Origin of the sequence: Gordonia sp. ALPHA1B1, assembly GCF_005502615.1 — a bacterium.
GTDB classification, from domain to species: domain Bacteria; phylum Actinomycetota; class Actinomycetes; order Mycobacteriales; family Mycobacteriaceae; genus Gordonia; species Gordonia hongkongensis.
The window spans coordinates 234,270-257,924 of the sequence record NZ_SCOC01000001.1 but is presented as its reverse complement, the minus strand read 5'-3'; the positions used below and the strand labels follow the sequence as shown (position 1 = coordinate 257,924).

Genomic DNA, 23,655 nt, shown 5'->3' with positions numbered 1-23,655 from the left:
ATGCGGTGGAAACCAGCACTCAACGCATTCGCCATCACCTTCGCCGACCGCATGCCGGCCAGCGAAGACAACTAACCGAAAACGCCACTTACACCGTTAATCTGATACTCCCCTTGCGGAGGCTGCGTCACCACCTGCTCCCTGAGGAGCGGCCGGAGCTTGCGGAGGCTGCGTCACGAAGGGTCCTGGTGAGACGGGTTGCGGGACCCTTCGTGGCTCGTCGCTTGCGCTCCTCGCACCTCAGTATCTGCGGCCTGGCGGCCGTCGTGGGGGTCGAAGAGTTCGTGCTGGTCACCGGCGCGTGGGGGGTTGATAGTGGAGGGGTGGGATGCGGTGACCTTGAATTCCTCCCTTGTGCCGAAGAGCCAGTACCTCAGTGTGAGGCGCGGGGCCTGCCACGGGAATCGTGGATTGTTGCTACGAGCACGCGGATTAGACTCCTGCATTTGTTTGCCCCGTCCGCAGCCCACTTCCGAGGACTCGAAAGGAAACCGAGATGGAAGTGCTGCATCCCCGATGCGCCGGGATGGATGTCTCCAAAAAGGATGTGAAAGTCTGTGTCCGCCTGGCTAGTCCGGGCCGAAAGACCGTGCAAGATACCACGACCTGGTCGTCGATGAGCGGCGACATTCTGCGGCTGCGGGACTATCTGATCGCCGAGCAGGTGACGTGTGTGGTCATGGAAGCCACCGGCGACTACTGGAAACCGTTCTACTACCTCCTCGAAGACGCCCCGTTCGAGGTGATGCTGGTCAACGCCCACGACGCCAAGAACCTCCCGGGCCGCAAAACCGATGTGTCGGATGCGGCGTGGCTGGCGCAGCTGGCCGCCCACGGGCTGTTGCGGGCCTCGTTCGTGCCGCCCGAACCGATCCGACGGTTACGCGATCTGACCCGCACCCGCACCGCGATCACCCGCGAACGCGGCCGCGAGATTCAACGGTTGGAGAAAGTCCTCGAAGACGCCGGCATCAAACTGTCGGTGGTGGTCTCCGATATCAACGGGGTCTCGTCACGATTCATGTTGCAGGCGCTGGTCAAGGGTGAACGCGATCCCGCCGTGTTGGCGGAGTTGTCGGTGAAACAACTCCGCCGCAAAATCCCCGCGTTGACCCAGGCGTTGCAGGGCCGCTTCACCGACCACCACGCGTTCCTGGTCGAGTTGCATCTGGATTTCATCACCGAACACACCACCCGGATCGACGCGTTGACCGAGCGCATCGAGAAGGTGATGGCGCCGTTTCAAGCCAAACGCGACCTGATCTGCACGATCCCGGGTATCTCCACCACCACCGCCGATGTGATCATCGCCGAGACCGGCGGCCAGATGGCCCAGTTCCCCACACCAGGCCATTTGGCCTCGTGGGCGGGAGTCTGCCCCGGCCAGCACCAATCCGCCGGACGGGTCAAAAACGTCAAAACCCGCCCCGGTAACCGTCACCTCAAAGGTGCTCTCGGGGCTACAGCGTTATCGATCGCCAGCCACAAAGGCACGTTCCTCAACGCCAAGTACCGGCGCCTGGTCCGCTCTCGCGGCAAACCCAAAGCGATCGTCGCCCTCGAGCACACCCTGCTCACCGTGGTCTGGATCATGCTCACCGACAACGTCGTCTACGACGAACCCGGCCCCGACTACCACCAGCAACGCCACCCCGAACGCACCAAGAACCGCGCCATTTACGACCTACACAAACTCGGATACGACGTCACCATCACACCCCACGGAGCGGCCTGAGCAGCCACCTCACCTAACTCTTCGGATTAGGGAGCAACGGGGGCGTCGCTTGCGCTCCTCGCACCTCAGGGAGCAACGGGGGCGTCACTTGCGCTCCTCGCACCTCAGGGAGCAACGGGGGTCGTCACTTGCGCTCCTCGCACCTCAGGGAGCAACGGGGGTCGTCACTTGCGCTCCTCGCACCTCCGGGAGCAACGAGGTGCCTACATTCCTCGACCTCAAAGAGCACTGGGCCCACGCGCTCGCAGAGCTCACCGCTCGACGATCCGCCGGACCACCTTGTCGGCGAACTCGGCGGTCGTCGCTTCGCCGCCCAGGTCGCGGGTCGCGGTGTGCGCGAGCGTCTCGGCAACCGCCGAGTCGATCCGGGCACCGGCCGCGACGAGGGCCGCGTCGTCGGTCATCTGCCCGTACCTCTGGAAACCCATGGCCACCAAGGCGATCATCGCGACCGGGTTCGCGATGCCGCGCCCGGCGATGTCGGGTGCGGCACCGTGCGACGCCTGCGCCATCACGCGGGACTCCGAGCTGTTGACCGAACCGGCGATGCCCAGCGAACCGGCAAGCTCGCCGGCGAGGTCGGACAGCACGTCGCCGAAGAGGTTCTCGGTGACGAGGACGTCGAAGTCCGCGGGACGCCGAACCAGCAGCGCCGCCATGGCATCGACGTGTTGCTCGGACACCTCGATCTCGGGGAACCCGGCGGCGATGTCGCGGCACGCATCCCGGAACAGGCCGGTGGTCATGCGCAGGACGTTCGCCTTGTGCACGATGGTCAACCGCGGCTGCCGGTCGGAACCCGCACGCTCGATCGCGGCGGCGCATGCGACTCGCGCGATTCGCTCCGACGCCGCGCGTGTGACGAGCCCGACCGCCAGTGCGACGTCGGGTGTCGGCATGAACTCGCCGCTGCCGACCGCCATGTTGCGATCGGCGTAGAAGCCCTCGGAATTCTCCCGCACGATCAGGACATTCATGTCCGACCGGAGCGCCGGAACACCCGGAAATGCCCGGGCGGGACGGAGATTGGCGAACAGGTCGTACCGGGTTCGCAGGACCGCTCCCGGCGTGCGGTCCCCATGACCCGGCGGGTACGCCGCCGAGTCGTGGGGACCGACGATCCAGAAGCCGAGCTCGTCGAGGGCCGTCAGCGTCTCCGCGGGCACCGGATCGCCGTGCGAGGTGATCGCAGACATCCCGAAAGGTAGGTGCTGCCAACTGATCTCGATCGACTCCGCACGAGCGGCAGCCTCGGCGACCGTCAGCGCCGCCGGCACGATCTCGGGTCCGATCCCGTCCCCGACGAGGACTCCGAACTCTCTGTCCCGGTCACCCATCAGTGAGCTGCGTCGTCCCAGGAGCGTCCGAACCCGACCGACACCTCCAGCGGGACGGACAAGGTGATGGCATTGCCCATCTCCTCCCGGACAACGGCTTCGACGGCCTCCCGCTCACCCGAGGCGACCTCGATCACGAGTTCGTCGTGGACCTGGAGAAGTGTTCGCGACGTGAGCCCTTCAGCTGCGAGGCGCTTGTGGACGTTGATCATCGCGACCTTGATGATGTCGGCGGCGGTGCCCTGGATGGGAGCGTTGAGCGCCATCCGTTCGGCGGACTGCCGGCGCTGCCAGTTGTCGCTGTTCAGATCGGGCAGATACCGCCGGCGACCGAACAGTGTTGCGGTGTACTCGTTTCGACGGGCCTCGGCAACCACGTCGTGCAGATAATCGCGCACCCCGCCGAACCGCGCGAAGTACGCCTCCATCTGCTCCTTGGCCTCGTCGCGGCTGATCTTGAGCTGGGCGGCGAGCCCGAATGCGCTGAGCCCGTACGCGAGTCCGTACGACATGGCCTTCACCCGGTGACGCATCTCGGTGGTGACCTCGTCGATCGGCACCCCGAAGGCCCGTGACCCGACGAAGTTGTGGAGGTCTTCCCCGGTGTTGAAGGCCTCGATGAGGCCGGCGTCCTCCGACAGGTGTGCCATGATCCGCATCTCGATCTGGCTGTAGTCGGCGGTCATGAGGCAGTCGTAGGGCACACCGGTCGCGGTGTCGGCGCCGACGATGAAGCCCCGCCTGATCTCGCGGCCCGCCTCGGTACGCACCGGGATGTTCTGCAGATTCGGTTCGGTGGACGAGAGGCGTCCCGTCGCGGCGATCGTCTGATTGAACGTCGTGTGAATACGTCCGTCGTCCGCGACCGACTTCAGCAGCCCGTCGACAGTGACCTTCAGCCGCGTCGCGTCGCGGTGCTCGAGGAGGTGTGCGAGAAAGGGATGCTCGGTCTTCTCGTACAACGACTGCAACGCGTCGGCGTCGGTGGTGTAGCCGGTCTTGGTCTTCTTCGTCTTCGGCATGTCCAGCTTGTCGAAGAGAATGGTCTGCAACTGCTTCGGCGAACCGAGGTTGATCTGTTCTCCGATGACCTCGTAGGCCGCCTCGGCCGCGGCGCGGATCCGGTCGGCGAACATCCGCTCGAGGGCACCGAAATGGTCGACGTCGACGGCGATGCCCGCGGCCTCGGCATCGGCGAGCACGAACGACAGCGGCAGTTCCATCTCGGTGAGCAGCGGTTTGGAGTCGATCCGGTCCAGTTCCGTGTCGAGCGTGTCGGCGAGTTCCTGGACCGCCCGCGCCTCGAGCATGTGCTGTTCGGCCACCCGCCCGTCCGAATCGTCGTCGAGCAACGACATCTGGCCGTCGCCCGGGCCGCCGTCGGCGCGCAGTTCACGACGCAGGTAGCGCAGCGCGAGGTCGTCGAGGTTGAACGTCCGTTGTCCCGGTCGGACCAGGTAGGCCGCGAGCGAGGTGTCGCTGGTGACACCGTCGAGCTTCCAGCCGCGTGAGCGCAGCGCGTGTACGGCCCACTTCGCCTCGTGAACCGCCTTCGGCGCGGACGGGTCGGCGAACCAATCCCCCAGTGCCGCCTCGTCTTCGGGATTCAGCGCGGTCACATCGACATAGGCGGAGGTCCCATCGGCGGCCGCGATCGCCACCCCGGTCGGGTCCGCCCCGACCACGACATGCGGGGCGGTGACGGCGAGACCGACGCGACCGGTGCGCGCATGCTCGGTCAGCCATCCGGCGACCTCACCGGCACCCAGGACCGCGCCGTCGAGATCGAAACCTGCTTCCGCCTCGGGTTCGACCGAACTCAACGTCGAGAAGAGACGGTCCCGCAACACCCGGAATTCCAGGTCGTCGAACAGCTGGTGGATACGGTCCCGGTCCCACCCGACCATGGCCAGGTCGTCGGGGGACGTCGGCAGCTGCATGTCCCGGACGAGTTCGGTGAGCTGTCGGTTGGTCTGTACCGACGCCAGATGAGCGCGTAATGCGTCGCCGACCTTGCCCTTGACCTCGTCGACGTGATCGACGAGGGCCGCGAGCGACCCGTACTCGCGGATCCACTTCGAGGCGGTCTTCTCCCCGACTCCGGGGATACCCGGCAGGTTGTCGCTGGGGTCGCCGCGCAGCGCGGCGTAATCGGGGTACTGGGTGGGGGTGAGACCGTACTTCTTCTCGACCTCCTCGGGCGTGAACCGCGTGAGGTCCGAGACACCTTTGCGCGGATAGAGCACCGTGGTGGAGGCGTCGACGAGCTGCAGCGAGTCGCGGTCGCCGGTGACGATCAGGACCTTGTATCCGTCCTCCCGGGCCCGCGTCGCCAGGGTCGCGATGATGTCGTCGGCCTCGTAACCCTCGATGGCCAGCACCGAGACACCCAGCGCGTCCAGAACCTCTTTGGTGAGATCGACCTGGCCGTTGAACTCGTCCGGGGATTTGGACCGCTGCGCCTTGTACTCGGGATACATCTCCGACCGGAACGTCTTGCGTGAGACGTCGAAGGCCGCGGCGATGTGCGTGGGCTCCTCGTCGCGCAGCAGGTTGATCAGCATCGAGGTGAAGCCGTAGACGGCGTTGGTCGTCTGGCCCGAATGGGTTTTGAAGTTCTCCGCCGGGAGCGCGAAGAACGCCCGGTACGCCAGGGAGTGCCCGTCGAGCAGCATCAACACCGGCTGCTTGGTCTTGCCCTTGGCTCCGGGTGCCGCCTTGCCCGTCGATCCGGTGGCCTTGGCTGGGGTCGTTGCCGGGGAACTCTGCGCTGGACTCACAATCGCCGAGTCTAGTGACCGCCCCTGACACAGCCTGCCGGACTCCTCACACTCGGCCTCTCACGGGAGGGGCCGGTACATGGACCACACCTTGGGGCCGTCGAGCGGCAGTTCGAACTCCTCGGTCACGCCGAACCCGAATCGCTCGTAGAGGGGCACGTTGCGGACGTTCGAGCACTCGAGATAGGCGGGCCCGTCGATCTGCTCGAGTCGGTGCCCCAGCAGGGAGGTGCCCACTCCTATCCCGTGCACCGGCGCCCCGATCTGACCGAGGTACCAGTGCGGCTCCTTGGGACGTCGTTTGCCGAACTCCTCCTCGAGCTTCATCCCGCGGCTCATCCGCGAGCCCATCGCCCGGAAGAAGCCGACCATCGACACCATCTGCGACAGGGCCGAGACCTTGTGGCCCGGGGGATCCCAGGCGGCGGCACCGACCGGTTGCCCGTCACGCATCGCGAGATCGAGCGTCGAATTCGGGCCGTGGCTGTACTTGAGCAGGGTGCGGAACATGATGAGGTGCCGCGCCGTGTCGGGCTGCATCCAGACCGTCACCGGGTCGTCGGCGAAGGCCTGCGCCAGGAGCGATGCGGCGAGTTCGACGTCTGAGGTGGTGGACACGCTGACCGGGACCATCGGACCAGCGTACGACCCGGATCGGGTCTCCGACAGCACATCGCGACTTCCCGACGTGGCCGCACCCGCGAGAAGTTACCTCCGGGAAACGTCGTTGTCGCCACGTGGTGACGACGCTGGCGCTAATGTCCCGCAGGGTGACATCGCAACGCGCCGGCACCACGCCGCAGACGCCGCCACGATGTGCTCTCGACGACCGTCCCGATCACGAGAGCCATCCGTCTGGCCACCTTCCACCGATGCGCCGGTCGGCGATCGCGATGCTGGTGTTTCTCGCCGCGTCGATGCTGTTAGGGCTGTTCGGCGCCTCCCCGGCCGCGGCCGCGCCCGGCGACTCGGTCCGCGTCTTCGGCGTGCTGCGCAACGGTACGGACAAGGTCGCCGGCGTCGAACTCGAGGCCAAGGACGCGTCCGGAACCGTTGTCGGCACCGCGACCTCGTCGGCCACGGGTGCGTGGTCCATCAACGTGCCACCCGGCCAGTACACGATCGTCATCAACACCGACTCACTCCCCGACGGTGTCGAGGTCCAGAAGGCGGAGCTGCCCGTCGACGTCAGCGGTGGCACCGCGCGACCGGTCATCTTCTCCTTCGGCGATGTCCGCACCGGCACCGAGGTGTCGGCAGTCTCCGAGCTGACACGGCTGGCCATCGACGGCATACGGTTCGGCTTGATCATCGCGATCACCGGCGTCGGTCTCAGCCTCATCTTCGGCACGACCGGGCTGACGAACTTCGCGCACGGCGAGTTGGTGACGCTCGGCGCGGTGATCGCATGGGTGATCAACGTCAAGCTCGGCGTCCAGCTGATCCCGGCGACGATCCTGGCGGTGATCGTCGGTATCGGTATCGGCATCCTCAACGAGCTCGGTCTGTGGAGACCGTTGCGAAGACGACGAACCGGGCTGATCGCCATGCTCGTCGTGTCGATCGGCCTGTCGCTGGTGCTTCGCTACCTGATCCTGATCTTCTTCTCCGATCGCGCCGAACCGTTCGACGACTATCAGGCACAGACCCAGATCGGTTCGGGTCCGTTCGCGATCACACCGGTCAACCTGGCCTGCATCATCATCAGCATCGTGGTCCTGCTCGGCGTCGCACTGCTGTTGCAGCGCACCAGGATCGGCAAGGCCATGCGAGCGGTCGCCGACAACAAGGATCTCGCCGAGTCGTCGGGTATCGACGTCGACCGGGTCATCTTGTTCGTGTGGGCCCTGGCCGGCGGTCTGGCGACGCTCGGCGGCGTGATGTTCGCGCTCTCCGAGCTCGGCGGCCGGGTGCAGTGGGAGATGGGCTTCAAACTGCTCCTGCTGATGTTCGCCGGCATCACACTCGGCGGCCTCGGCACGGCCTACGGCGCACTGCTCGGGTGTGTCATCGTCGGTCTGCTGGTCCAGTTGTCGACCTACATCCTCAGTCCGGACCTGAAATACATCGGCGGGCTGCTGATCCTGATCATCATCCTGACCATCCGGCCCCAGGGCATTCTCGGATCTCGAGCGAGGATCGGCTGACCCATGGACATCATCTCAGCGCTCCAGATAGCGATCGCCCAGCTGATCGGCCCGTCGGCGATCTTCTACGCCCTGCTGGCCATCGGCCTGAACCTGCACTTCGGCTACGCCGGCCTGCTCAACTTCGGCCAGATCGCCTTCGCACTGCTCGGCGGATACGGCGTCGGCATCATGGCGGTGAACTACGACCAGCCGTTGTGGCTCGGCGCCATCATCGGCATCGCCGCGGCCGGGATGCTGGCCGTGGTGCTCGGCCTGCCGACCCTGCGTCTGCGCGCGGACTATCTGGCGATCGTCACCATCGCCGCATCGGAGATCCTGCGCCTGGTCTTCCGTTCGACGTCGACCGACGAATTCACCCGGTCCACCAACGGCATCTACGGATACGCGGGCAGCTTCTTCACCATCAGCCCGTTCGACAACGGCAAGCAGTACTCGTTCCTCGGGGTCAAGTTCCTCGGCGGCGACCTGTGGTCGATGGTGGTCGGCTGGATCGTCGTCGGCTTGCTGTGTGTGATGGTGTACCTGCTCGTCCGCAGTCCGTGGGGCCGCGTCCTCAAGGCGGTGCGCGAAGACGAGGACGCCGCCCGCTCGCTGGGTAAGAACGCCTACTTCTACAAGATGCAGGCCCTGGTACTCGGCGGTTGCATCGGCGGCCTCGCGGGTGTCTTCAATGCCTTTGCGACGCAGTCGATCAATCCCGACTTCTATTCGACCGCACAGACCTTCTTCGCCTACGGCGCGCTGATCCTCGGCGGGGCGGCGACGGTGTTCGGTCCGGTGCTCGGTGCCATGCTGTTCTGGTTCCTCCTCGCGGTCCCCGACGCACTGCTGCGGCAGGCCACGTCCGGCGACGACCCGCTGTTGAATCTGTCCGCGCAGCAGGTCGGCGCATTCCGCTACGTTCTGCTCGGTCTGGCGATCATCCTGATGATGGTGTTCAGACCTCAGGGCCTGCTCGGGAACAAGAGGGAGGTGCAGCTCGATGCCTGACGACCCCACCTACACGGGTACTGCGGCCATCCGGGCGACGCGCCGGGACCTCACCGCGTTGTCGGCCGCGGAGCGTGCCCAGCTGTTCGCCGGCGTTGCCGCCGAGTCGGGTTCGCCCAAACCCGATCCGATCATCATGGTGGACAACATCTCCCGTACTTTCGGCGGCATCAAGGCGGTGCAGGTCGATCATCTCGAGGTGCAGCGCGGCGCCATCACCGGCCTGATCGGCCCCAACGGCGCGGGCAAGACCACCTTCTTCAACCTGATCACCGGCTTCGACAAGCCCGACTCCGGCACGTGGTCGCTCAACGGCGACTCCCTGGGCCGGATGGTTCCGCATCAGGTGGCACGCCGCGGCATGGTGCGTACCTTCCAGCTCACCAAGGCGCTCGCGAAACTGACTGTGCTGGACAATGTCCGGCTCGGCGCGACCGGGCAGCGGGGTGAGCATTTCCTCGCCGCACTCGCACCCTGGGTGTGGCGCAGACAGGAGGCCGAGGTCACCGAACGCGCACACGAGTTGCTCCGGCGCTTCAAGCTCGACGCCAAGGCCGACGACTTCGCCGGCTCCCTGTCGGGCGGGCAGCGCAAGCTGCTGGAGATGGCGCGCGCGCTGATGACCGACCCCGAGATCGTGATGCTCGACGAGCCCATGGCCGGCGTCAACCCGGCCCTCACCCAGAGTCTGCTCGAACACATCAAGTCGTTGCGGGACGAAGGGGTCACGGTCGTCTTCGTCGAACACGACATGGACGTCATCCGCGACATCAGCGACTGGGTCGTCGTGATGGCCCAGGGTCAGATCATCGCCGAGTCGCTCCCGGATCGGTTGGGCGACAACGACGCCGTCGTCGACGCGTACCTCGGCGGGCATCACGACCAGGCCCTGGAGTTCGACGATCAGGGCCGGCCGGTGGGCGCCACCGCCGTACTCGCGGAGAAGGTCGAGGCGGCCATCGAGGCGACGCTGGAGGACGGCGGGGATCTCTCGGAGGTCACCGAACTGCCCCCCACGACCCCGGACACGAAGAAGGACGGACGATGAGCACCGACCCCGGTCCCGGACAGCTGACGCCCGCGCAACTCGCGGCCACCGCCGAGGAGCACCGCAAGCTGGCCGGCGACGCTCTGATGCGGGCCGACGACATCACCGCCGGCTACCTGCCCGGCATCAACATCCTCGAGGAATGCAACTTCTACCTCGGTGACGGGGAGATCGTCGGGATCATCGGTCCCAACGGTGCCGGGAAGTCGACGCTGTTGAAGACCCTGTTCGGACTGATCCCGGTGCGCAAGGGTTCGGTGACCCTCCGTGGCGACGACATCACCTCGGCCAAGGCCCACGTTCTCGTCAACAAAGGTGTCGGTTACGTCCCGCAGACACAGAATGTGTTCCCCGCGTTGACGATCGAGGAGAATCTCGAGATGGGCGTCTATCTGCGGCCCAAGACCTTCGCCAAGCGGTTCGACTTCGTGTCCGAACTCTTCCCGCTGCTCTCGGAACGGCGAAAGATCAAGGCGGGTGCGCTGTCCGGCGGCGAACGGCAGATGGTCGCGATGGGCCGTGCGCTGATGATGGACCCGGCGGTACTGCTGCTCGACGAGCCGTCGGCCGGCCTGTCCCCGATGTTCCAGGACGAGGTGTTCATCCGCTGCAAGGCGATCAACGCCACCGGCGTCTCGATCATCATGGTCGAGCAGAACGCCCGGCGGTGCCTGCAGATCTGCGACCACGGGTATGTCCTCGACCAGGGCCGCAACGCCTATACGGACACCGGCCGCAACCTGGCCACCGACCCCAAGATCATCGAGCTCTACCTCGGCACGCTCGCGGGCAGCTCCGAGAAGAACTGAGGCCATAGGGCCGTCCCGACGGCACTTCTTTCGCCGACCGCACCGACGACGAGACCCCCGGCCGAAGCCGGGGGTCTCGTCGTGTGCGGGTCTTACTGCGCCGCGACCGAGACGTACTTGCGCGTCGGGGTGAGCAGCTTGTTGGCGTCGTCGAACTCCAACACACCGTACGAGCCGACGCTCGGCTCACCGGCTGCGTTGAACGCCAGGTTGCCGGTCTTGCCGACGTAGGCGATCGTCTTGCCACCGTTCAGCAGGTCCAGGCAGGCCTGGTAGGAGTCGCAGTTCTCCTCGCCGTTGGTCACCCCGATGATGTTTGCCGCGATCGCGCGGCCGTCGGTCGACTTGGCCGCGGTGGCCGCGAGTGCACTCAGCACCGTGGCGTCGTAACTCTCACCCGAGTAGTTGAAGTCGATGAGATCGCCGTCGACCTCCTTCAGGGCCGCCTGGAAGTCACCGCTGGTCTGGGTGAGCGGCGTGGTGCCCTTCATGCCTGCGAGCAGGCCCGGACCGACGGCCTCACCGAGGGCGTTGCCCATGTTGCCGTCGACACCGTAGACGAGCTTTCCGTCGCTCGGGCCGATGCCCACCTCGTGCATACGGGTGATGATCTTGGCGCTCTCCTCGAAACCGATGACCGCGATGCCGTCCGGGTTGAAGTTCTTCACCTGATCGACCTCGGCGTTGAACGACTGGGCGTTCGGGTCGTAGATGATCTTCTGGATCTGGTCGGCCGGGACACCCGCGGCCTCGAGGTCGCGAACGGTGTTGTCGGCCAGTCCGGTTCCGTACGGGTCGTTGAGCGCGAGGATCGACACGCGCTGCACGCCGTCTTCGGCCATCGTCTGCGAGAGCGCCTGCGCCTGGAGGGTATCCGCCGGTGCGGTGCGGAAGTACTGCCCCTTGTCCTCGTAGCAGGTGAATTCGTCGGAGGTGTTGGCGGGCGAGAACATGACCGCACCCGCGTTGGCGACCTTGTCGATCACCTTCAACGACACCGAGGACGACGCGGCACCGATGATCACCTGCGTTCCGGCGCTGAGTTCGCGGTCGACGGTGGCGTTGGCCGTGTCTGTCGTGGTGTCTCCGGAGTCACCGGTGACGAGCTCGACGGGTTGGTCGAGGACCCCGCCGGCGGCATTGATGTCCTTGATCGCGAGCTCCACGCCCGCCTCCATGGGCGGTCCGAGGAAGGCCAGCGACCCGGTCGCCGGAAGCAGGGTGCCGACCTTGAGTGCGGCCGTGCTCGCCGGGCCGGGGACAGCCTTGGGCGGGTTGCACGCCAGCTTCTGTGCGAGGCCGAGGCCCGGAGGTGCGGGGGTGGACTCGACGGCGGCACTCGACGACGCCTCGGAACCGCCGTCGGAACCCGAATCTGAGCTGCTACAGCCCGCGACCACCAGCGTCGCCGCCGCGGTCACGACCACTGCCCCGCTCCTCAAAAAGCGTACGGACATCGATGCTCTCCTTGCGTCTGGCCTCTGCGTTCGGCGGTCGGCCGGTGCGTTCGGCGTTTGTCACGAAGGCGGCGCATCGCCGTAGGGCGAACCGCGCCTCGCAGGAGAAAAGCTAGCGCGATCTTGTTGCGGCTGCGTAAAGACAGTGAAACTGGTTTGCGCGCAGAGGCATTGCGTCGTCGAGGGGTTCTGGGTCAGTCGCTGCCGAGCGTCTCGACGACAACCTGCGCAACGGCTTTCATGGTGGTCCGGCGGTCCATGGCCGCGCGCTGTATCCATTTGAAGGCCTCTGGTTCGGACAGAGCCTGCTTCTCCATCAGCAGGCCCTTGGCCCGCTCCACGAGCTTGCGGGTCTCCAGCCGCTCGTTCATGGTCGCGACCTCACGCTCGAGCTGTTTGAGCTCCTGGTAGCGACTCACCGCCACCTCGATGGCCGGCACCAGATCGGCCTTCGTGAACGGCTTGACGAGGTAGGCCATGGCACCGGCGTCGCGCGCCTTGTCGATGAAGTCGCGTTGGCTGAACGCGGTCAGCATGACGACCGGGGCGAGGCGCTTCTCGGCGATCTCGGTCGCGGCATCGATACCGTCGCGCACGGGCATCTTGATGTCCATGATCACGAGGTCGGGGGCCAGCGACTCGGTCAACTCCACGGCGACCTGCCCGTTCGGCGCCTCGCCGACGACGTCGTAGCCCTCTTCACGCAGCATCTCGGTCAGATCCATCCGGATCAGCGAATCGTCCTCGGCCACCAGCACGCGGTGTGTTGTCGTGGTCTCACCGGCTGCGGTCGTCGCACTGTCGGTCACCGTCACCATCCCCTCCTCCACGTCGCTGACGCCACGTCTGTGTGCACGCAGAGTACCGGTTGGCAGGCCGCTCGGCCGATCATCTAGAGTTGGTTCCCGGCGCGGGCAACCCGCGCACTGGCCCCCGTAGCCCAATTGGCAGAGGCAACGGATTCAAAACCCGTCCAGTGTCAGTTCGAGTCTGACCGGGGGCACCAGGCACAGCCGTAATCGGCCCGCTGCCATCTCGTACCGATTCGCGACGCCGGTCCGACGTCCGACTCTCGCTCACCAGGACAACGACGGTTCGTCGTCGCCTACCGCGATCCCGACATCGCTCTGGTGCACCGTCCGAACACCGAACAGCCGGTCGAGGAGTTCGTCCGTGCCCAGGTCGGTGCGCTCCGACCAGCGTCGGGACCGGTGCCGGGCGCGTGACGATGTAAGCGTCACCAACGCCGCTGGGGACCCGTCGAACTCCACCGTCACCCGGCCGCACTCCCCCGGCGCGACGTGGGCCGTCAGCAGCGCGAGCGAGTCACCGGCGAAGATCACGGGCCCGTCGACCTCCAGAACGAACCTGCACCGCGACAACGTCGATGCGTCCGGACCGCCGACCCGGAAGCGCGAATCGCGCACGCCCAGTTGTGCGAGCAATTCGTCGGCGTGTGCGCCGGCGAGCCAGACGGCGGCATCCGTTCCGCGCAGCGCCCCGCCGACGGTGAGCATCAGCGACGCCGCCGAGTGGCCCGCCGTCGACACCAGCACCACGACGTCCGGGATCGCGTACACCAGTTCGGCGGACCTGGCCGCCGGGTCGGTGACGAGCGGGGCGAGGGCCAACGCTTCGACATTCTTCGCCGAGACCCGTTCGGATACAGCGCGTTCTGCCCAGTCGGGTCCGTCGTGCCAGGCGACGGCGTCGGGTTCGTGAGCGAACACCGCACCCATCATGAAAGCCCGGTTCGCGAATTCCCAGTCCTCTCCCCCGTACTGGACGAACGAAGGGTCGAATCCTCCCACGTCGTCGAACAGCTCCCGGCTGCAGCTCATCACCGCGCTGATCATGTACTTGTAGCCGTCCCAGCCCGGGAGCAGGAGGTTGGATGTGCGGTCATAGGCGTCGACCAGCCACTCGGGTTCGTGGTCGTGCGCAGCCTCGAGATGCCGCTGCGTGGACAGCCATTCGACCACCGAGCGCGGCTCGACCTGGCTCAGGTCCCCGTGCTTACGTCGGCCGACCACGAGTACGTCGGGCGCCGCGGCGGGCAGTCGGACCATGTGCGAGACGTAGCCGGCGGTCGGAACCGTATCCGCGTCGAGGAAACACAGCACCGAGCCGTTCGACGCCGCGACACCCAGGTTGCGGGCGGCGGCGGCTCGAAATCCCTTGTCCTCCTGCCTGACCACGGTGATGGTCAACCGGGAGGTCCACGCGCTCACATCCGGGGGAACTCTCGATCCGTCGTCGGCGACCACCACCTCCAGTCGATCCGGCGGATAGGTCTGCGCCGTCAACGCCTCGAGGACCAATGAGAGTTGGTGTGGCTGCTCGTAGTACGGGATCACGACGCTCACCACGGGTCTCGACGAAGTACTCCCGACCAGGTCCCAGCGATTGTCGGGCACGATGGTCCGGCCATCGTCGAGTCCGACGATCGTCACGCACTCCACCGCCGCAGCAACAGCTCGTGACTCCGACCGACATCGGCGACGGTCGGCGACGGCGACACCGCCGCATCGATCCACATGGATTCCGGATGCGCGAACGCCTTCTCGATGGCGGCCCGAAGCGCCGCGTCGTTGTTGTCGTGCATCGTGAGCACGCCCGGCGACCGAGCGGCGAGTTCCTCGGTGTAGGCGGTCCGCGGAACCAGTGGACGACGTCCGGCCGAGATCCAGGAATTGATCGAACCGGATGCCGACATGTGCCGGTGGTATGCGACCGGAACCGTGACGTCGGCAGACGCCCGGCGGAGTTCGTCGTCGGTCAGGTAGCCGGTGATCGTGCATCGCCTCCCCGTGTCCGCGGCGAGCTTCGCGAGATCGTCGGCGAGATCGTCGTGGCCGGGCGACGGAGTGCCGAGCGCCACGAAGCCGACCGACGGATCGAGACCGGCCATCGCTCGGAGCGTCTCGATGTGACCCTTCCCCGGATACAGGTAGCCGAGCACACCAACGGTCAACTCGTCTGTGTCCGAGGGCTTGTGGGCACGGACGGCGTCGAACATCAGCGGCACGACCTCCACCTCGATCGACGCGTCGACATACTCGGCGAAGAGCGACGCCTCGTGTCGGCTGGACACGATCACGCCCGCGGCGGATCGGGCCACCGCCCGGAAGAACTCGATCCGGGCCGGCATCGCCCGTCCATCCGAGGGCTGCGGCAGATCGTGAAACGTCACCGAGACCGGGCGTCGGAGCCCCGCAATCATGGCGAGCAGGTTGTCCCGCGCTCGCAACGGAGTGTGTCCGAACAGACGGTCGGTCACGTGCATGTGCACGTGTGCGCACTCGGTCAGAATCGAGGACACGCCGGCACACCGCGTGCGGAGGTGTACCAGCCGATGATCGCCACCCTCGGCCGTCACCGCGTCGAAGACAGACTGGGCATACCGAACCACACCGTGCGAGCGGGGGCCGACGAGGAGGTGCCCCACTGGGCTCGTCATGACATTCCCAGGATCTCGATGAGATCGCCGTACCGGTCCAGCACGGCGTCGATGAACTCGGGACGCTCTGCGTACCACTGCATCTGACTGCGGTGCACCTCTTCCTCGGTCAGCACCGCACCGCCGACGTCCCAGGACGCTCGCGGGGTCGCCTGGATACCGAGCGCGTCGATCACCCGTCGTTCCAGCGGCGCCCGGATGTTGCCGAGCAGGTCGCGTGACGGCGGGACCGGCGCCGACGCCCCGAGCGCCTCGAGAATCCGACCGCCGAGGGTCAGTAGTACCCGGTTGCCGGGATGGTTGATCGTATGTGCGGCGTCGGCCCCGACGTCGAGCAGGATGTCGGAGATCCCGACGTCGCAGTGCCGCCGCTCGCGGACCTCGAGCTGGGCCACACTCCACTGTGCGGCCTCCCGGAAGCGGTCGGCGGAGACCTCGACATCCCATTCGTCGAATCGGGTCCGGCCGGCTCTGACCGCCAGGACGGTCCGGAGATCGTGGTAGGGAACAGCAGCGGGTACCGCGGACGGTTGCGCGGGATGTCGGGCGATGACCTGAAACGGGAACAACCCGCTGTAGCGGATGACCGGCCACACCACGACGGTCGCGGCCGGTGCTATCTCCGCGAGGTCGGGTCCACCGATCGGGAGCCCCCGGTATCGGGCACGTACCGGCTGAGAGACGATGACCGCGGCCCGGCGGACGAGGCGTTCGACATGAGCGATGTCGGTGGACTCGAGTTCGTGGACCGGTGGGACTCGAATGGTGCGGAACGGAAGGTCCGGGGAGCTGGACAGCACGATCCGCAGCGCTTCGGCCTGGCAGTTTCCCCAGACGACGAGCAGCTGCTCGTCATCGTTCATCTGCGCCTCGGTGACGCCGTAGAACTCGCCGTAGTGTCGGGTCCGCCCGTCCACCAGCACGGTGTCACTCGACGTCATACGCACTTCGCTGTGGTCGAGCGACCTGGTGGTGTGCTGTCATCGTGTGTATCGACTCCCCTCGCGGACAACCGGCCGACCCCAGCTCCTGGTATATCCGTTCGTCTCGCTGACGAATCATCGGCTTGGTCACACTGCCCCGGTCCCCAGACATTCGGAACGAACCGGAAACCGGACGGGTGAGCGACGGCCCCGGTGATCAGATCACCGGGGCCGTCTGCCGTACAAGAGGTGACGTCACAACGTCCGGGCGATGATCTCCTTCATGATCTCGTTGGTGCCCGCGTAGATCTTCTGGACGCGGTTGTCGGCCCACAGACGCGCGATCGGGTACTCGTTCATGTAGCCGTACCCGCCGAACAGCTGCAGGCACTCGTCGGCGACCACCATGGCCCGGTCACTGGTCCACCACTTCGCCATGGCGACGGTCGGGATGTCGAGCTCGCCCTTGATGTGCTTGTTGATGCAGTCGTCGACGAACACGCGCGCGATCCGTGCCTCGGTCGCCGCCTCGGCGAGTTTGAATTTCGTGTTCTGGAAGCTGAAGATCGGCCGGCCGAATGCCGTGCGGTCCTTGGTGTAGGCGATGGTCTCGGAGACGGCCTTCTCCATGCCGGCCACCGAGGCCAGCGCGATGATCAGCCGTTCCTGCGGGAGCTGCATCATCAGCTGGACGAAGCCCTGGCCCTCTTCGGGGCCGAGGAGGTTCGAGGTGGGGACGCGCACACCATCGAAGAACAGCTCCGAGGTGTCCTGCCCTCGCTGGCCGATCTTGTCGAGTACCCGGCCGCGTCGGAAACCTTCGCGCTCGGCCTCGACCAGGATGAGCGAGATGCCCTTGGCTCCCTCGGAGACGTCGGTCTTGGCGACGACGATGATGATGTCGGCCTGACCACCGTTGGTGATGAAGGTCTTGGAGCCGTCGATGACGTACTCGTCGCCCTGCTTGATCGCCTTCGTCTTCACATTCTGCAGATCCGATCCGGTACCCGGTTCGGTCATCGCGATGGCGCCCACCGCCTCGCCACTGGCCATCTTGGGCAACCAGGTCTTCTTCTGCTCCTCCGAGCCGTACTCGAGGATGTAGTGCGCGACGATGCCGTTGTGCAGGCTGACGCCCCACGAGCTGTCGGCGACGCGCGCCTGCTCCTCGATGAGCACGGCCTCGTGCGCAAAGGTGCCACCGCCGCCGCCGTACTCTTCGGGAATCGACATGCAGAGCAGGCCGAGGTCACCGGCTTTGTTCCACAGGTCGCGGTCGACATGGTGCTGCTCGATGAACTTCTCGGTGTTCGGCTGGATCTCCTTCTCACAGAAGCTACGTGCGAGATCCCGCAGCGCGGTGAGATCGTCGTCTTCCCAGGAGGACCGTTCGGTCATGGTGTGCGTACCTATCCACGATTGACAGTGTCAACGGTGACCGTAACAGTCACCATTGGCACTATCATGGCGGCGTCGTCATCCCTGACTGCGGAGCACGTTCTTCTGGATCTTGCCCGTCGAGGTCTTGGGGAGCTCGGCGAACACGATCTCCTTCGGCACCTTGAACCGGGCGAGAGTGCTCCGCGCGAACTCGATCAGGTCGTCGGCGGACACTGCGGAACCGGGCCGCACCGAGACGTAGGCGATCGGGACCCAACCCACCGTTCGTCGGTGCGGCCGACCACCACCGACTCGACGACGTCGGGGTGGCTGTCCAGGACCCGCTCCACCTCGACCGACGCGATGTTCTCACCGCCGGAGATGATGACGTCCTTGCTGCGGTCCCGGATCTCGACGTACCCGTCGGCGTGCATGACCGCGAGATCACCGGTTCGCAACCAGCCGTCGACGGTGGCCGCAGCCGTCGCCTCAGGGTCGCGGTAGTAGCCGAGCATCACGTTGTTGCCGCGGACCACCAATTCACCGATGGTCTCGCCGTCGGACGGGACATCTCGTCCCTCGTCGGACACCACCCGAACCCGCCCTGCCACGATGTTCCCGATCCCCTGCCGTGCCTTGCGTACGGCGCGTTCGTCGTCCGTGGCGTCGTCCCACTGAGGCTGCCACTCGTTCACGACGATCGGGCCGAACGTCTCGGTCATCCCGTAAAGATGGGTGATCTCGATGCCGAGCCCGGCCATCCGCGAGAGCAGCGCGGGAGATGGCGGTGCACCTCCCGTCGCAGCCCGGACGACGCGGTCGAGCCGTGCCGCGGACGGGTCCTCCGCGATCATGGTGAGCACCGTGGGAGCCGCGCTGAAGTGAGTCACCCCGTCCTCGGTGAGGTGGCGCCAGATCCGTCCGGTGTCGATGCTGCGCAGGCAGAGGTTCGTACCACCCGCGGCGATGACGGCCCAGGTGAAACACCAACCGTCGCAATGGAACATGGGTAGGGTCCACAGGTATGTCGAGCCCGGTCCGAGACCGGAGTGGTACGCCATCGCCAAGGACTGCAGGTACGCGCCGCGGTGGTGGTACATCACGCCCTTCGGACGGCCCGTCGTCCCCGAGGTGTAGTTGATCGCCAGCAACCCCCGCTCGTCGGTCTCCCGCCGAACCGGCGCCCCGGCCTGCGCGAGCAGCGACTCGTACTCGTCCGCGCCGTCCGCTGAACCGCCCACGACGACCCGGATCCCCACCGATTCGGCGACCGCCCGTGCACGGTCGGCGAACTCGACGGTCGCGACAAGGAGCGTCGCACCGCTGTGCTCCAGGATGTAGACGAGCTCGGGCTCGGAGAGCCGGATGTTGAGCGGCACCAGCACCGAACCGTGCGCGGGCACGGCGCTGTGCAGTTCGAGCATCACCGCACTGTTCGCACACAGGGCGGCCACGCGGTCACCCGGCCTGACGCCGAGCGCCTCCAGCGCGGCGGTGACGTGCCCGACCCGCCGATACAGGTCGGCGTAGGTGAGGCGGAGCGCACCGTCGATGACGGCGGTGCGGTCACCCCTGTAGATGTAGTGAGTCGTTACTTTGGGCGCAACGTTGTGCGACATCTGGCCTCGAGCGGGTGGCCCGCGCGCGCCGCGCACCGGGGAACGGGAGTTCGTCGAAGACGATACTGCGTATGGGTCCGTTAACGTCGGAAGAGCTTGTTGCCCAACCACACCAGCGGGTCGTAGGTGCGGTCGACAACTCGCTCCTTCATGGGGATCAACGCGTTGTCGGTGATCTTGATCTGCTCGGGACAGACGTCGGTACAGCACTTGGTGATGTTGCAGAGGCCCAGTCCGTGCTCGGTGCGCGCCGAGTCGCGGCGTTCGGCCACGTCCAGGGGGTGCATGTCGAGTTCGGCGACGCGCATCAGGAAACGCGGCCCGGAGAAGTTCTGTTTGTTGTCCTCGTGATCGCGCACGACATGGCAGGTGTCCTGGCACAGGAAGCACTCGATGCACTTGCGGAACTCCTGCGAACGCTGCACGTCGACCTGCTTCATCCGGTACTCCCCCGGCGCCAGACCCGGTGGCGGTGTGAACGATTGCACTTCACGGGCTTTGGCGTAGTTGAACGAGACATCGGTGACCAGGTCGCGGATCACCGGGAACGTGCGCATCGGGGTCACCGTCACGACCTCGTCCTCGGTGAACGTCGACATCCTGGTCATGCACAGCAGTTTGGGACGCCCGTTCACCTCCGCCGAACACGATCCGCACTTGCCCGCCTTGCAGTTCCAGCGCACCGCGAGATCCGGAGCCTGCGTCGCCTGTAGGCGGTGGATGATGTCCAGCACCACCTCGCCCTCGTTGACGGTCACCGTGTAGTCCTCGAGACCGCCGGCGTCGGTGTCGCCGCGCCAGATCCGGAACTTTGCGTCGTATCCCATGTCAGTCCTCCGAATGCCCCTCGGCTCGCTCGCCACCGGCGCCGGGATGACCGGCTATCTCGGCCGCCGTGTAGTACTTCTCGATCTCGGGGAACTCGAACAGCTCCAGGAGGTCCGGCCGCATCGGCGTCTGTTCAGTGCGCACGACGCTGACATCCGGCACCGCGGCGTCGTCCCCGTCGAGGTCCGCGGTGCACACCAGCAGCGCATTGCGCCAGTTCGAGTCCATGGACGGATGGTCATCGCGGGTGTGACCACCGCGGCTCTCGGTGCGCATGAGTGCGGCCTTCGCGACGCACTCGCAGACCAGCAGCATGTTTCGTAGGTCGACTGCGAGATGCCAGCCCGGATTGAACTGACGATGTCCCTCGACCTGCATGCCGCCCAGGCGCTTTCGCAGGTCCGCGAGCACGCCGATCGCCTCCTGCATCTCGTCCTCTTTCCGGATGATCCCGACCAGATCGTTCATGGCCTGCTGGAGGTCGGTGTGCAGGGTGTAGGGGTTCTCCGGTTTGCCCTCGGCCGGCGGATCGAAGGGCGCAAGCACGGACGCCGCCGCCCGGTCGATGTCGTCGACGGAGACCGCGGGACGGGTCGCCAGCGATTCGACGTACGCCGCCGCCCCGAGGCCGGCACGACGCCCGAAGACCAGCAGGTCCGACAACGAGTTGCCGCCCAACCGGTTCGAACCGTGCATCCCGCCGGAACACTCGCCGGCCGCGAACAGGCCCGGAACCCGTGACGCGGCCGTGTCCGGATCCACCTCGATCCCGCCCATCACGTAGTGACAGGTCGGCCCCACCTCCATCGGTTCGGCGGTGATGTCGACGTCGGCGAGCTCCTTGAACTGGTGGTGCATCGACGGCAGCCTGCGCATGATCTCCTCAGCGGGCATGCGGGACGCGATGTCGAGGTAGACGCCGCCGTGCTCGGTGCCGCGTCCGGCCTTGACCTCCTCGTTGATCGCCCGCGCGACCTCATCGCGCGGCAGCAGGTCCGGTGTTCGCCGGGCGCTGTCGTTGTCCGCCAGCCATTCGTCGGCCTCCTCTTCGGTCTCGGCGTACTGACCTTTGAAGACCGGTGGGATGTAATCGAACATGAAGCGCTTGCCCTCGGTGTTCTCGAGAACTCCACCGTCGCCGCGAACGCCCTCGGTCACGAGGATGCCCTTGACGCTGGGCGGCCACACCATCCCGGTCGGATGGAACTGGACGAACTCCATGTTGATCAGGCTCGCGCCGGCTCGCAGTGCCAAAGCGTGCCCGTCGCCGGTGTATTCCCACGAATTCGACGTCACCTTGAACGACTTGCCGATCCCGCCGGTGGCGACGACCACCGCGGGCGCCTCGAACACGATGAAGCGGCCGGACTCGCGCCAATACCCGAATGCACCGGCGATCGCGTCGCCGTCCTTCAGCAGTTCGGTGATCGTGCATTCGGCGAACACCTTGATGCGCGACTCGTAGTCACCGGTGGCGGCGTAGTCCTCCTGCTGCAGCGAGACGATCTTCTGTTGCATCGTCCGGATGAGCTCCAGCCCGGTGCGGTCGCCGACATGAGCGAGTCGAGGATAGGTGTGGCCGCCGAAGTTGCGCTGCGAAATCCGCCCGTCCGCGGTTCGATCGAACAGGGCGCCATAGGTTTCGAGTTCCCAGACACGATCCGGGGCCTCTTTGGCGTGCAACTCGGCCATGCGCCAGTTGTTCAGGAACTTGCCGCCTCGCATCGTGTCCTGGAAGTGTGTCTGCCAGTTGTCTTTCGAGTTGGCGTTGCCCATCGAGGCGGCACATCCGCCTTCGGCCATGACCGTGTGGGCCTTGCCGAACAGCGACTTGCACACCACGGCCACCGAGTAGCCGCGCTCGCGGGCCTCGATGACCGCTCGCAGGCCGGCACCCCCCGCACCGATGACAACGACGTCGTACTCGTAGCGTTCCGGCTCGGTCATCTAGCGGGACTCCCAACGTTGAGAACGGCTGCACCACAGGCGTTGTGTTGTCAATCGGTCAACCCACGAACCTCAGGTCCGAGATGGTGTTGCTGGCGACCAGCATGATGTAGAAGTCGGTGAGCACCAACGTGCCGAGCGTGATCCAGGCGAATTGCATGTGCCGGGTGTTGAGCTTGGACACCTGACTCCAGACCCAGTACCGCACCGGATGTTTCGAGAAGTGCTTGAGCCGGCCGCCGGTCACGTGGCGACACGAGTGGCACGACACCGTGTAGGTCCAGAGCAGGAGCACGTTGACGACGAGGATCACGTTGCCCAGCCCGAAGCCGAAACCGCCGCCTTCACCGTGGAAGGCGACGATCGCGTCGTAGGTGTTGATCACCGAGATGACCACGGCCGCGTAGAAAAAGTACCGGTGCGAATTCTGGATGATGAGCGGTAGTCGCGTCTCGCCGGTGTAACGACTGTGGGGTTCGGCGACGGCGCAGGCAGGCGGCGACAGCCAGACCGACCGGTAATAGGCCTTGCGGTAGTAGTAGCAGGTCAGTCGGAACCCGAGCAGGAACGGCAGCGAGAGGAATGCCAGCGGAATCCACATCGGGAGTTCGGGGAAGGGGGTACCGAAATGACTCGCCCCGGGCACGCACGACTCGCTGAGGCACGGCGAATAGAACGGCGAGAGGTAGTGATAGTCCGCGGCGTAATAGGCGGTGCGCACGAAGGACCGGATCGTCGCGTAGATGACGAAGGCCGCGAGACCCACGACTGTCAGCAGCGGCGACAGCCACCACCTGTCCTGGCGGAGAGTTCGGGCCAGGATTCGCGCGCGGCCCGGAGAGAAGACCCCGACTGTGTCCCGCTCAGTCGCGGGGGCGCTCACTTCGTGCGCTCACGCGAATGAAAGCCCAGCCCTTCGTCCTGCGCACCCAGCCAGGCCGACTCGTCCGACTTGCAGTCAGGCACATAGATAACCTGGTCTCGTCCGACTTTCGTCTGCAGCAGCGGTGGCGGTGCGTGCTCGAAGTCGTGAAGGTCGATCTCCAGCCGATCCAGATCGTTGGACATTCGCCGAACCGCGTCTACATCGCCGTACTGCGTCTGCAGCGTGGTCATGTGATGCCGTAGCGCACCTATACTCCGATGCAGCTCCTTTATCTCGGTCGGTATCATGGCACATCCCTTCCTGCCT

Annotated in this window: 20 protein-coding genes and 1 tRNA gene; 6 read left to right on the top strand and 15 right to left on the bottom strand. The window is 65.9% G+C overall.

Features of this window, described 5'->3' with window-relative positions:
- Positions 1-496 precede the first annotated feature (496 nt).
- The gene (locus FFS52_RS01130) at positions 497-1,735 is read left to right on the top strand and encodes an IS110 family transposase (protein ID WP_137808541.1); all 1,239 of its coding nucleotides are present in this window, start codon (positions 497-499) and stop codon (positions 1,733-1,735) included.
- A gap of 251 nt (positions 1,736-1,986) precedes the next feature.
- On the opposite strand, the gene FFS52_RS01125 is transcribed toward FFS52_RS01130, so the two are convergent.
- Genes FFS52_RS01125 through FFS52_RS01115 form a run of 3 tightly spaced genes read right to left on the bottom strand, consistent with a single transcriptional unit; the run spans position 1,987 to position 6,485 of the window.
- On the bottom strand, positions 1,987-3,072 hold the full coding sequence (locus FFS52_RS01125; protein WP_137808540.1) for an isocitrate/isopropylmalate family dehydrogenase: 1,086 nt from the start codon (positions 3,070-3,072) through the stop codon (positions 1,987-1,989).
- Positions 3,072-5,852, bottom strand: coding sequence for a DNA polymerase I (gene polA, locus FFS52_RS01120; protein ID WP_137808539.1), 2,781 nt, complete (start codon positions 5,850-5,852; stop codon positions 3,072-3,074). The genes FFS52_RS01125 and polA overlap by 1 nt, the downstream gene beginning before the upstream one ends.
- 60 nt (positions 5,853-5,912) lie before the next feature.
- Complete coding sequence (locus tag FFS52_RS01115) at positions 5,913-6,485, bottom strand: GNAT family N-acetyltransferase (RefSeq protein WP_068972544.1); 573 nt, start codon at positions 6,483-6,485, stop codon at positions 5,913-5,915.
- Between the two features lie 239 nt (positions 6,486-6,724).
- Between FFS52_RS01115 and FFS52_RS01110 the strand changes: the two genes are divergently transcribed.
- The 4 genes from FFS52_RS01110 to FFS52_RS01095 are packed head-to-tail and all read left to right on the top strand — an operon-like array spanning position 6,725 to position 10,849.
- Positions 6,725-7,999: a branched-chain amino acid ABC transporter permease gene (locus tag FFS52_RS01110; protein ID WP_223259063.1), complete on the top strand. Its 1,275-nt coding sequence runs from the start codon at positions 6,725-6,727 to the stop codon at positions 7,997-7,999.
- Between the two features lie 3 nt (positions 8,000-8,002).
- On the top strand, positions 8,003-8,992 hold the full coding sequence (locus FFS52_RS01105; RefSeq protein WP_137808538.1) for a branched-chain amino acid ABC transporter permease: 990 nt from the start codon (positions 8,003-8,005) through the stop codon (positions 8,990-8,992).
- A complete protein-coding gene (locus FFS52_RS01100; RefSeq protein ID WP_137808537.1) occupies positions 8,985-10,040 on the top strand; it encodes an ABC transporter ATP-binding protein in 1,056 nt (351 codons plus the stop codon). Before FFS52_RS01105 ends, FFS52_RS01100 begins: the two co-directional genes overlap by 8 nt.
- Positions 10,037-10,849, top strand: coding sequence for an ABC transporter ATP-binding protein (locus FFS52_RS01095; RefSeq protein WP_137808536.1), 813 nt, complete (start codon positions 10,037-10,039; stop codon positions 10,847-10,849). The genes FFS52_RS01100 and FFS52_RS01095 overlap by 4 nt, the downstream gene beginning before the upstream one ends.
- Before the next feature lie 92 nt (positions 10,850-10,941).
- Here FFS52_RS01095 and FFS52_RS01090 read toward each other — a convergent pair whose 3' ends face one another.
- A complete protein-coding gene (locus FFS52_RS01090) occupies positions 10,942-12,306 on the bottom strand; it encodes an ABC transporter substrate-binding protein (protein ID WP_078113181.1) in 1,365 nt (454 codons plus the stop codon).
- A 194-nt stretch (positions 12,307-12,500) separates the two neighbouring features.
- Positions 12,501-13,124 carry a response regulator gene (locus FFS52_RS01085; protein ID WP_068972546.1) on the bottom strand — a complete coding sequence of 208 codons (624 nt, stop codon included), beginning with the start codon at positions 13,122-13,124 and terminating at the stop codon, positions 12,501-12,503.
- 111 nt (positions 13,125-13,235) lie between these two features.
- Here FFS52_RS01085 and FFS52_RS01080 point away from each other — a divergent pair.
- Positions 13,236-13,312, top strand: a tRNA-Leu gene (locus tag FFS52_RS01080).
- A gap of 70 nt (positions 13,313-13,382) precedes the next feature.
- Here FFS52_RS01080 and FFS52_RS01075 read toward each other — a convergent pair.
- The 10 genes from FFS52_RS01075 to FFS52_RS01040 form a co-directional block, all read right to left on the bottom strand.
- Positions 13,383-14,759, bottom strand: a complete 1,377-nt coding sequence (locus tag FFS52_RS01075; RefSeq protein WP_068972547.1) for a glycosyltransferase — start codon at positions 14,757-14,759, stop codon at positions 13,383-13,385.
- Positions 14,756-15,766, bottom strand: coding sequence for a hypothetical protein (locus FFS52_RS23595; RefSeq protein WP_171011518.1), 1,011 nt, complete (start codon positions 15,764-15,766; stop codon positions 14,756-14,758). The genes FFS52_RS01075 and FFS52_RS23595 overlap by 4 nt, the downstream gene beginning before the upstream one ends.
- The gene (locus tag FFS52_RS01070) at positions 15,763-16,707 is read right to left on the bottom strand and encodes a WcbI family polysaccharide biosynthesis putative acetyltransferase (RefSeq protein WP_137808535.1); all 945 of its coding nucleotides are present in this window, start codon (positions 16,705-16,707) and stop codon (positions 15,763-15,765) included. Before FFS52_RS01070 ends, FFS52_RS23595 begins: the two co-directional genes overlap by 4 nt.
- A gap of 237 nt (positions 16,708-16,944) precedes the next feature.
- Positions 16,945-18,087 (bottom strand): acyl-CoA dehydrogenase family protein, encoded by a 1,143-nt coding sequence (locus FFS52_RS01065; protein WP_065632378.1) that lies wholly within the window; start codon positions 18,085-18,087, stop codon positions 16,945-16,947.
- A gap of 78 nt (positions 18,088-18,165) precedes the next feature.
- Positions 18,166-18,321, bottom strand: coding sequence for a hypothetical protein (locus FFS52_RS24090; protein ID WP_349291563.1), 156 nt, complete (start codon positions 18,319-18,321; stop codon positions 18,166-18,168).
- Complete coding sequence (locus tag FFS52_RS01060) at positions 18,285-19,688, bottom strand: AMP-binding protein (RefSeq protein ID WP_349291562.1); 1,404 nt, start codon at positions 19,686-19,688, stop codon at positions 18,285-18,287. The genes FFS52_RS24090 and FFS52_RS01060 overlap by 37 nt, the downstream gene beginning before the upstream one ends.
- 80 nt (positions 19,689-19,768) lie before the next feature.
- Complete coding sequence (locus tag FFS52_RS01055) at positions 19,769-20,515, bottom strand: succinate dehydrogenase/fumarate reductase iron-sulfur subunit (protein WP_065632377.1); 747 nt, start codon at positions 20,513-20,515, stop codon at positions 19,769-19,771.
- Between the two features lies 1 nt (position 20,516).
- Positions 20,517-22,463, bottom strand: a complete 1,947-nt coding sequence (locus tag FFS52_RS01050; protein WP_068972540.1) for a fumarate reductase/succinate dehydrogenase flavoprotein subunit — start codon at positions 22,461-22,463, stop codon at positions 20,517-20,519.
- Between the two features lie 58 nt (positions 22,464-22,521).
- The gene (locus FFS52_RS01045; protein WP_068972541.1) at positions 22,522-23,346 is read right to left on the bottom strand and encodes a hypothetical protein; all 825 of its coding nucleotides are present in this window, start codon (positions 23,344-23,346) and stop codon (positions 22,522-22,524) included.
- Entirely contained in the window at positions 23,343-23,636 is a 294-nt protein-coding gene (locus FFS52_RS01040) for a hypothetical protein (RefSeq protein ID WP_065632375.1), read from the bottom strand. The genes FFS52_RS01045 and FFS52_RS01040 overlap by 4 nt, the downstream gene beginning before the upstream one ends.
- Positions 23,637-23,655 lie beyond the last annotated feature (19 nt).

Bases quoted from the DNA above. Each gene is read 5' to 3' on its own strand.
- FFS52_RS01130 (WP_137808541.1), top strand. From the start codon at position 497: ATGGAAGTGCTGCATCCCCGATGCGCCGGGATGGATGTCTCCAAAAAG.
- FFS52_RS01125 (WP_137808540.1), bottom strand. From the start codon at position 3,072: ATGGGTGACCGGGACAGAGAGTTCGGAGTCCTCGTCGGGGACGGGATC.
- FFS52_RS01115 (WP_068972544.1), bottom strand. From the start codon at position 6,485: ATGGTCCCGGTCAGCGTGTCCACCACCTCAGACGTCGAACTCGCCGCA.
- FFS52_RS01110 (WP_223259063.1), top strand. From the start codon at position 6,725: ATGCGCCGGTCGGCGATCGCGATGCTGGTGTTTCTCGCCGCGTCGATG.
- FFS52_RS01105 (WP_137808538.1), top strand. From the start codon at position 8,003: ATGGACATCATCTCAGCGCTCCAGATAGCGATCGCCCAGCTGATCGGC.
- FFS52_RS01100 (WP_137808537.1), top strand. From the start codon at position 8,985: ATGCCTGACGACCCCACCTACACGGGTACTGCGGCCATCCGGGCGACG.
- FFS52_RS01095 (WP_137808536.1), top strand. From the start codon at position 10,037: ATGAGCACCGACCCCGGTCCCGGACAGCTGACGCCCGCGCAACTCGCG.
- FFS52_RS01090 (WP_078113181.1), bottom strand. From the start codon at position 12,306: ATGTCCGTACGCTTTTTGAGGAGCGGGGCAGTGGTCGTGACCGCGGCG.
- FFS52_RS01085 (WP_068972546.1), bottom strand. From the start codon at position 13,124: ATGGTGACGGTGACCGACAGTGCGACGACCGCAGCCGGTGAGACCACG.
- FFS52_RS23595 (WP_171011518.1), bottom strand. From the start codon at position 15,766: ATGACGAGCCCAGTGGGGCACCTCCTCGTCGGCCCCCGCTCGCACGGT.
- FFS52_RS01070 (WP_137808535.1), bottom strand. From the start codon at position 16,707: ATGACGTCGAGTGACACCGTGCTGGTGGACGGGCGGACCCGACACTAC.
- FFS52_RS01065 (WP_065632378.1), bottom strand. From the start codon at position 18,087: ATGACCGAACGGTCCTCCTGGGAAGACGACGATCTCACCGCGCTGCGG.
- FFS52_RS01060 (WP_349291562.1), bottom strand. From the start codon at position 19,688: ATGTCGCACAACGTTGCGCCCAAAGTAACGACTCACTACATCTACAGG.
- FFS52_RS01055 (WP_065632377.1), bottom strand. From the start codon at position 20,515: ATGGGATACGACGCAAAGTTCCGGATCTGGCGCGGCGACACCGACGCC.
- FFS52_RS01050 (WP_068972540.1), bottom strand. From the start codon at position 22,463: ATGACCGAGCCGGAACGCTACGAGTACGACGTCGTTGTCATCGGTGCG.
- FFS52_RS01040 (WP_065632375.1), bottom strand. From the start codon at position 23,636: ATGATACCGACCGAGATAAAGGAGCTGCATCGGAGTATAGGTGCGCTA.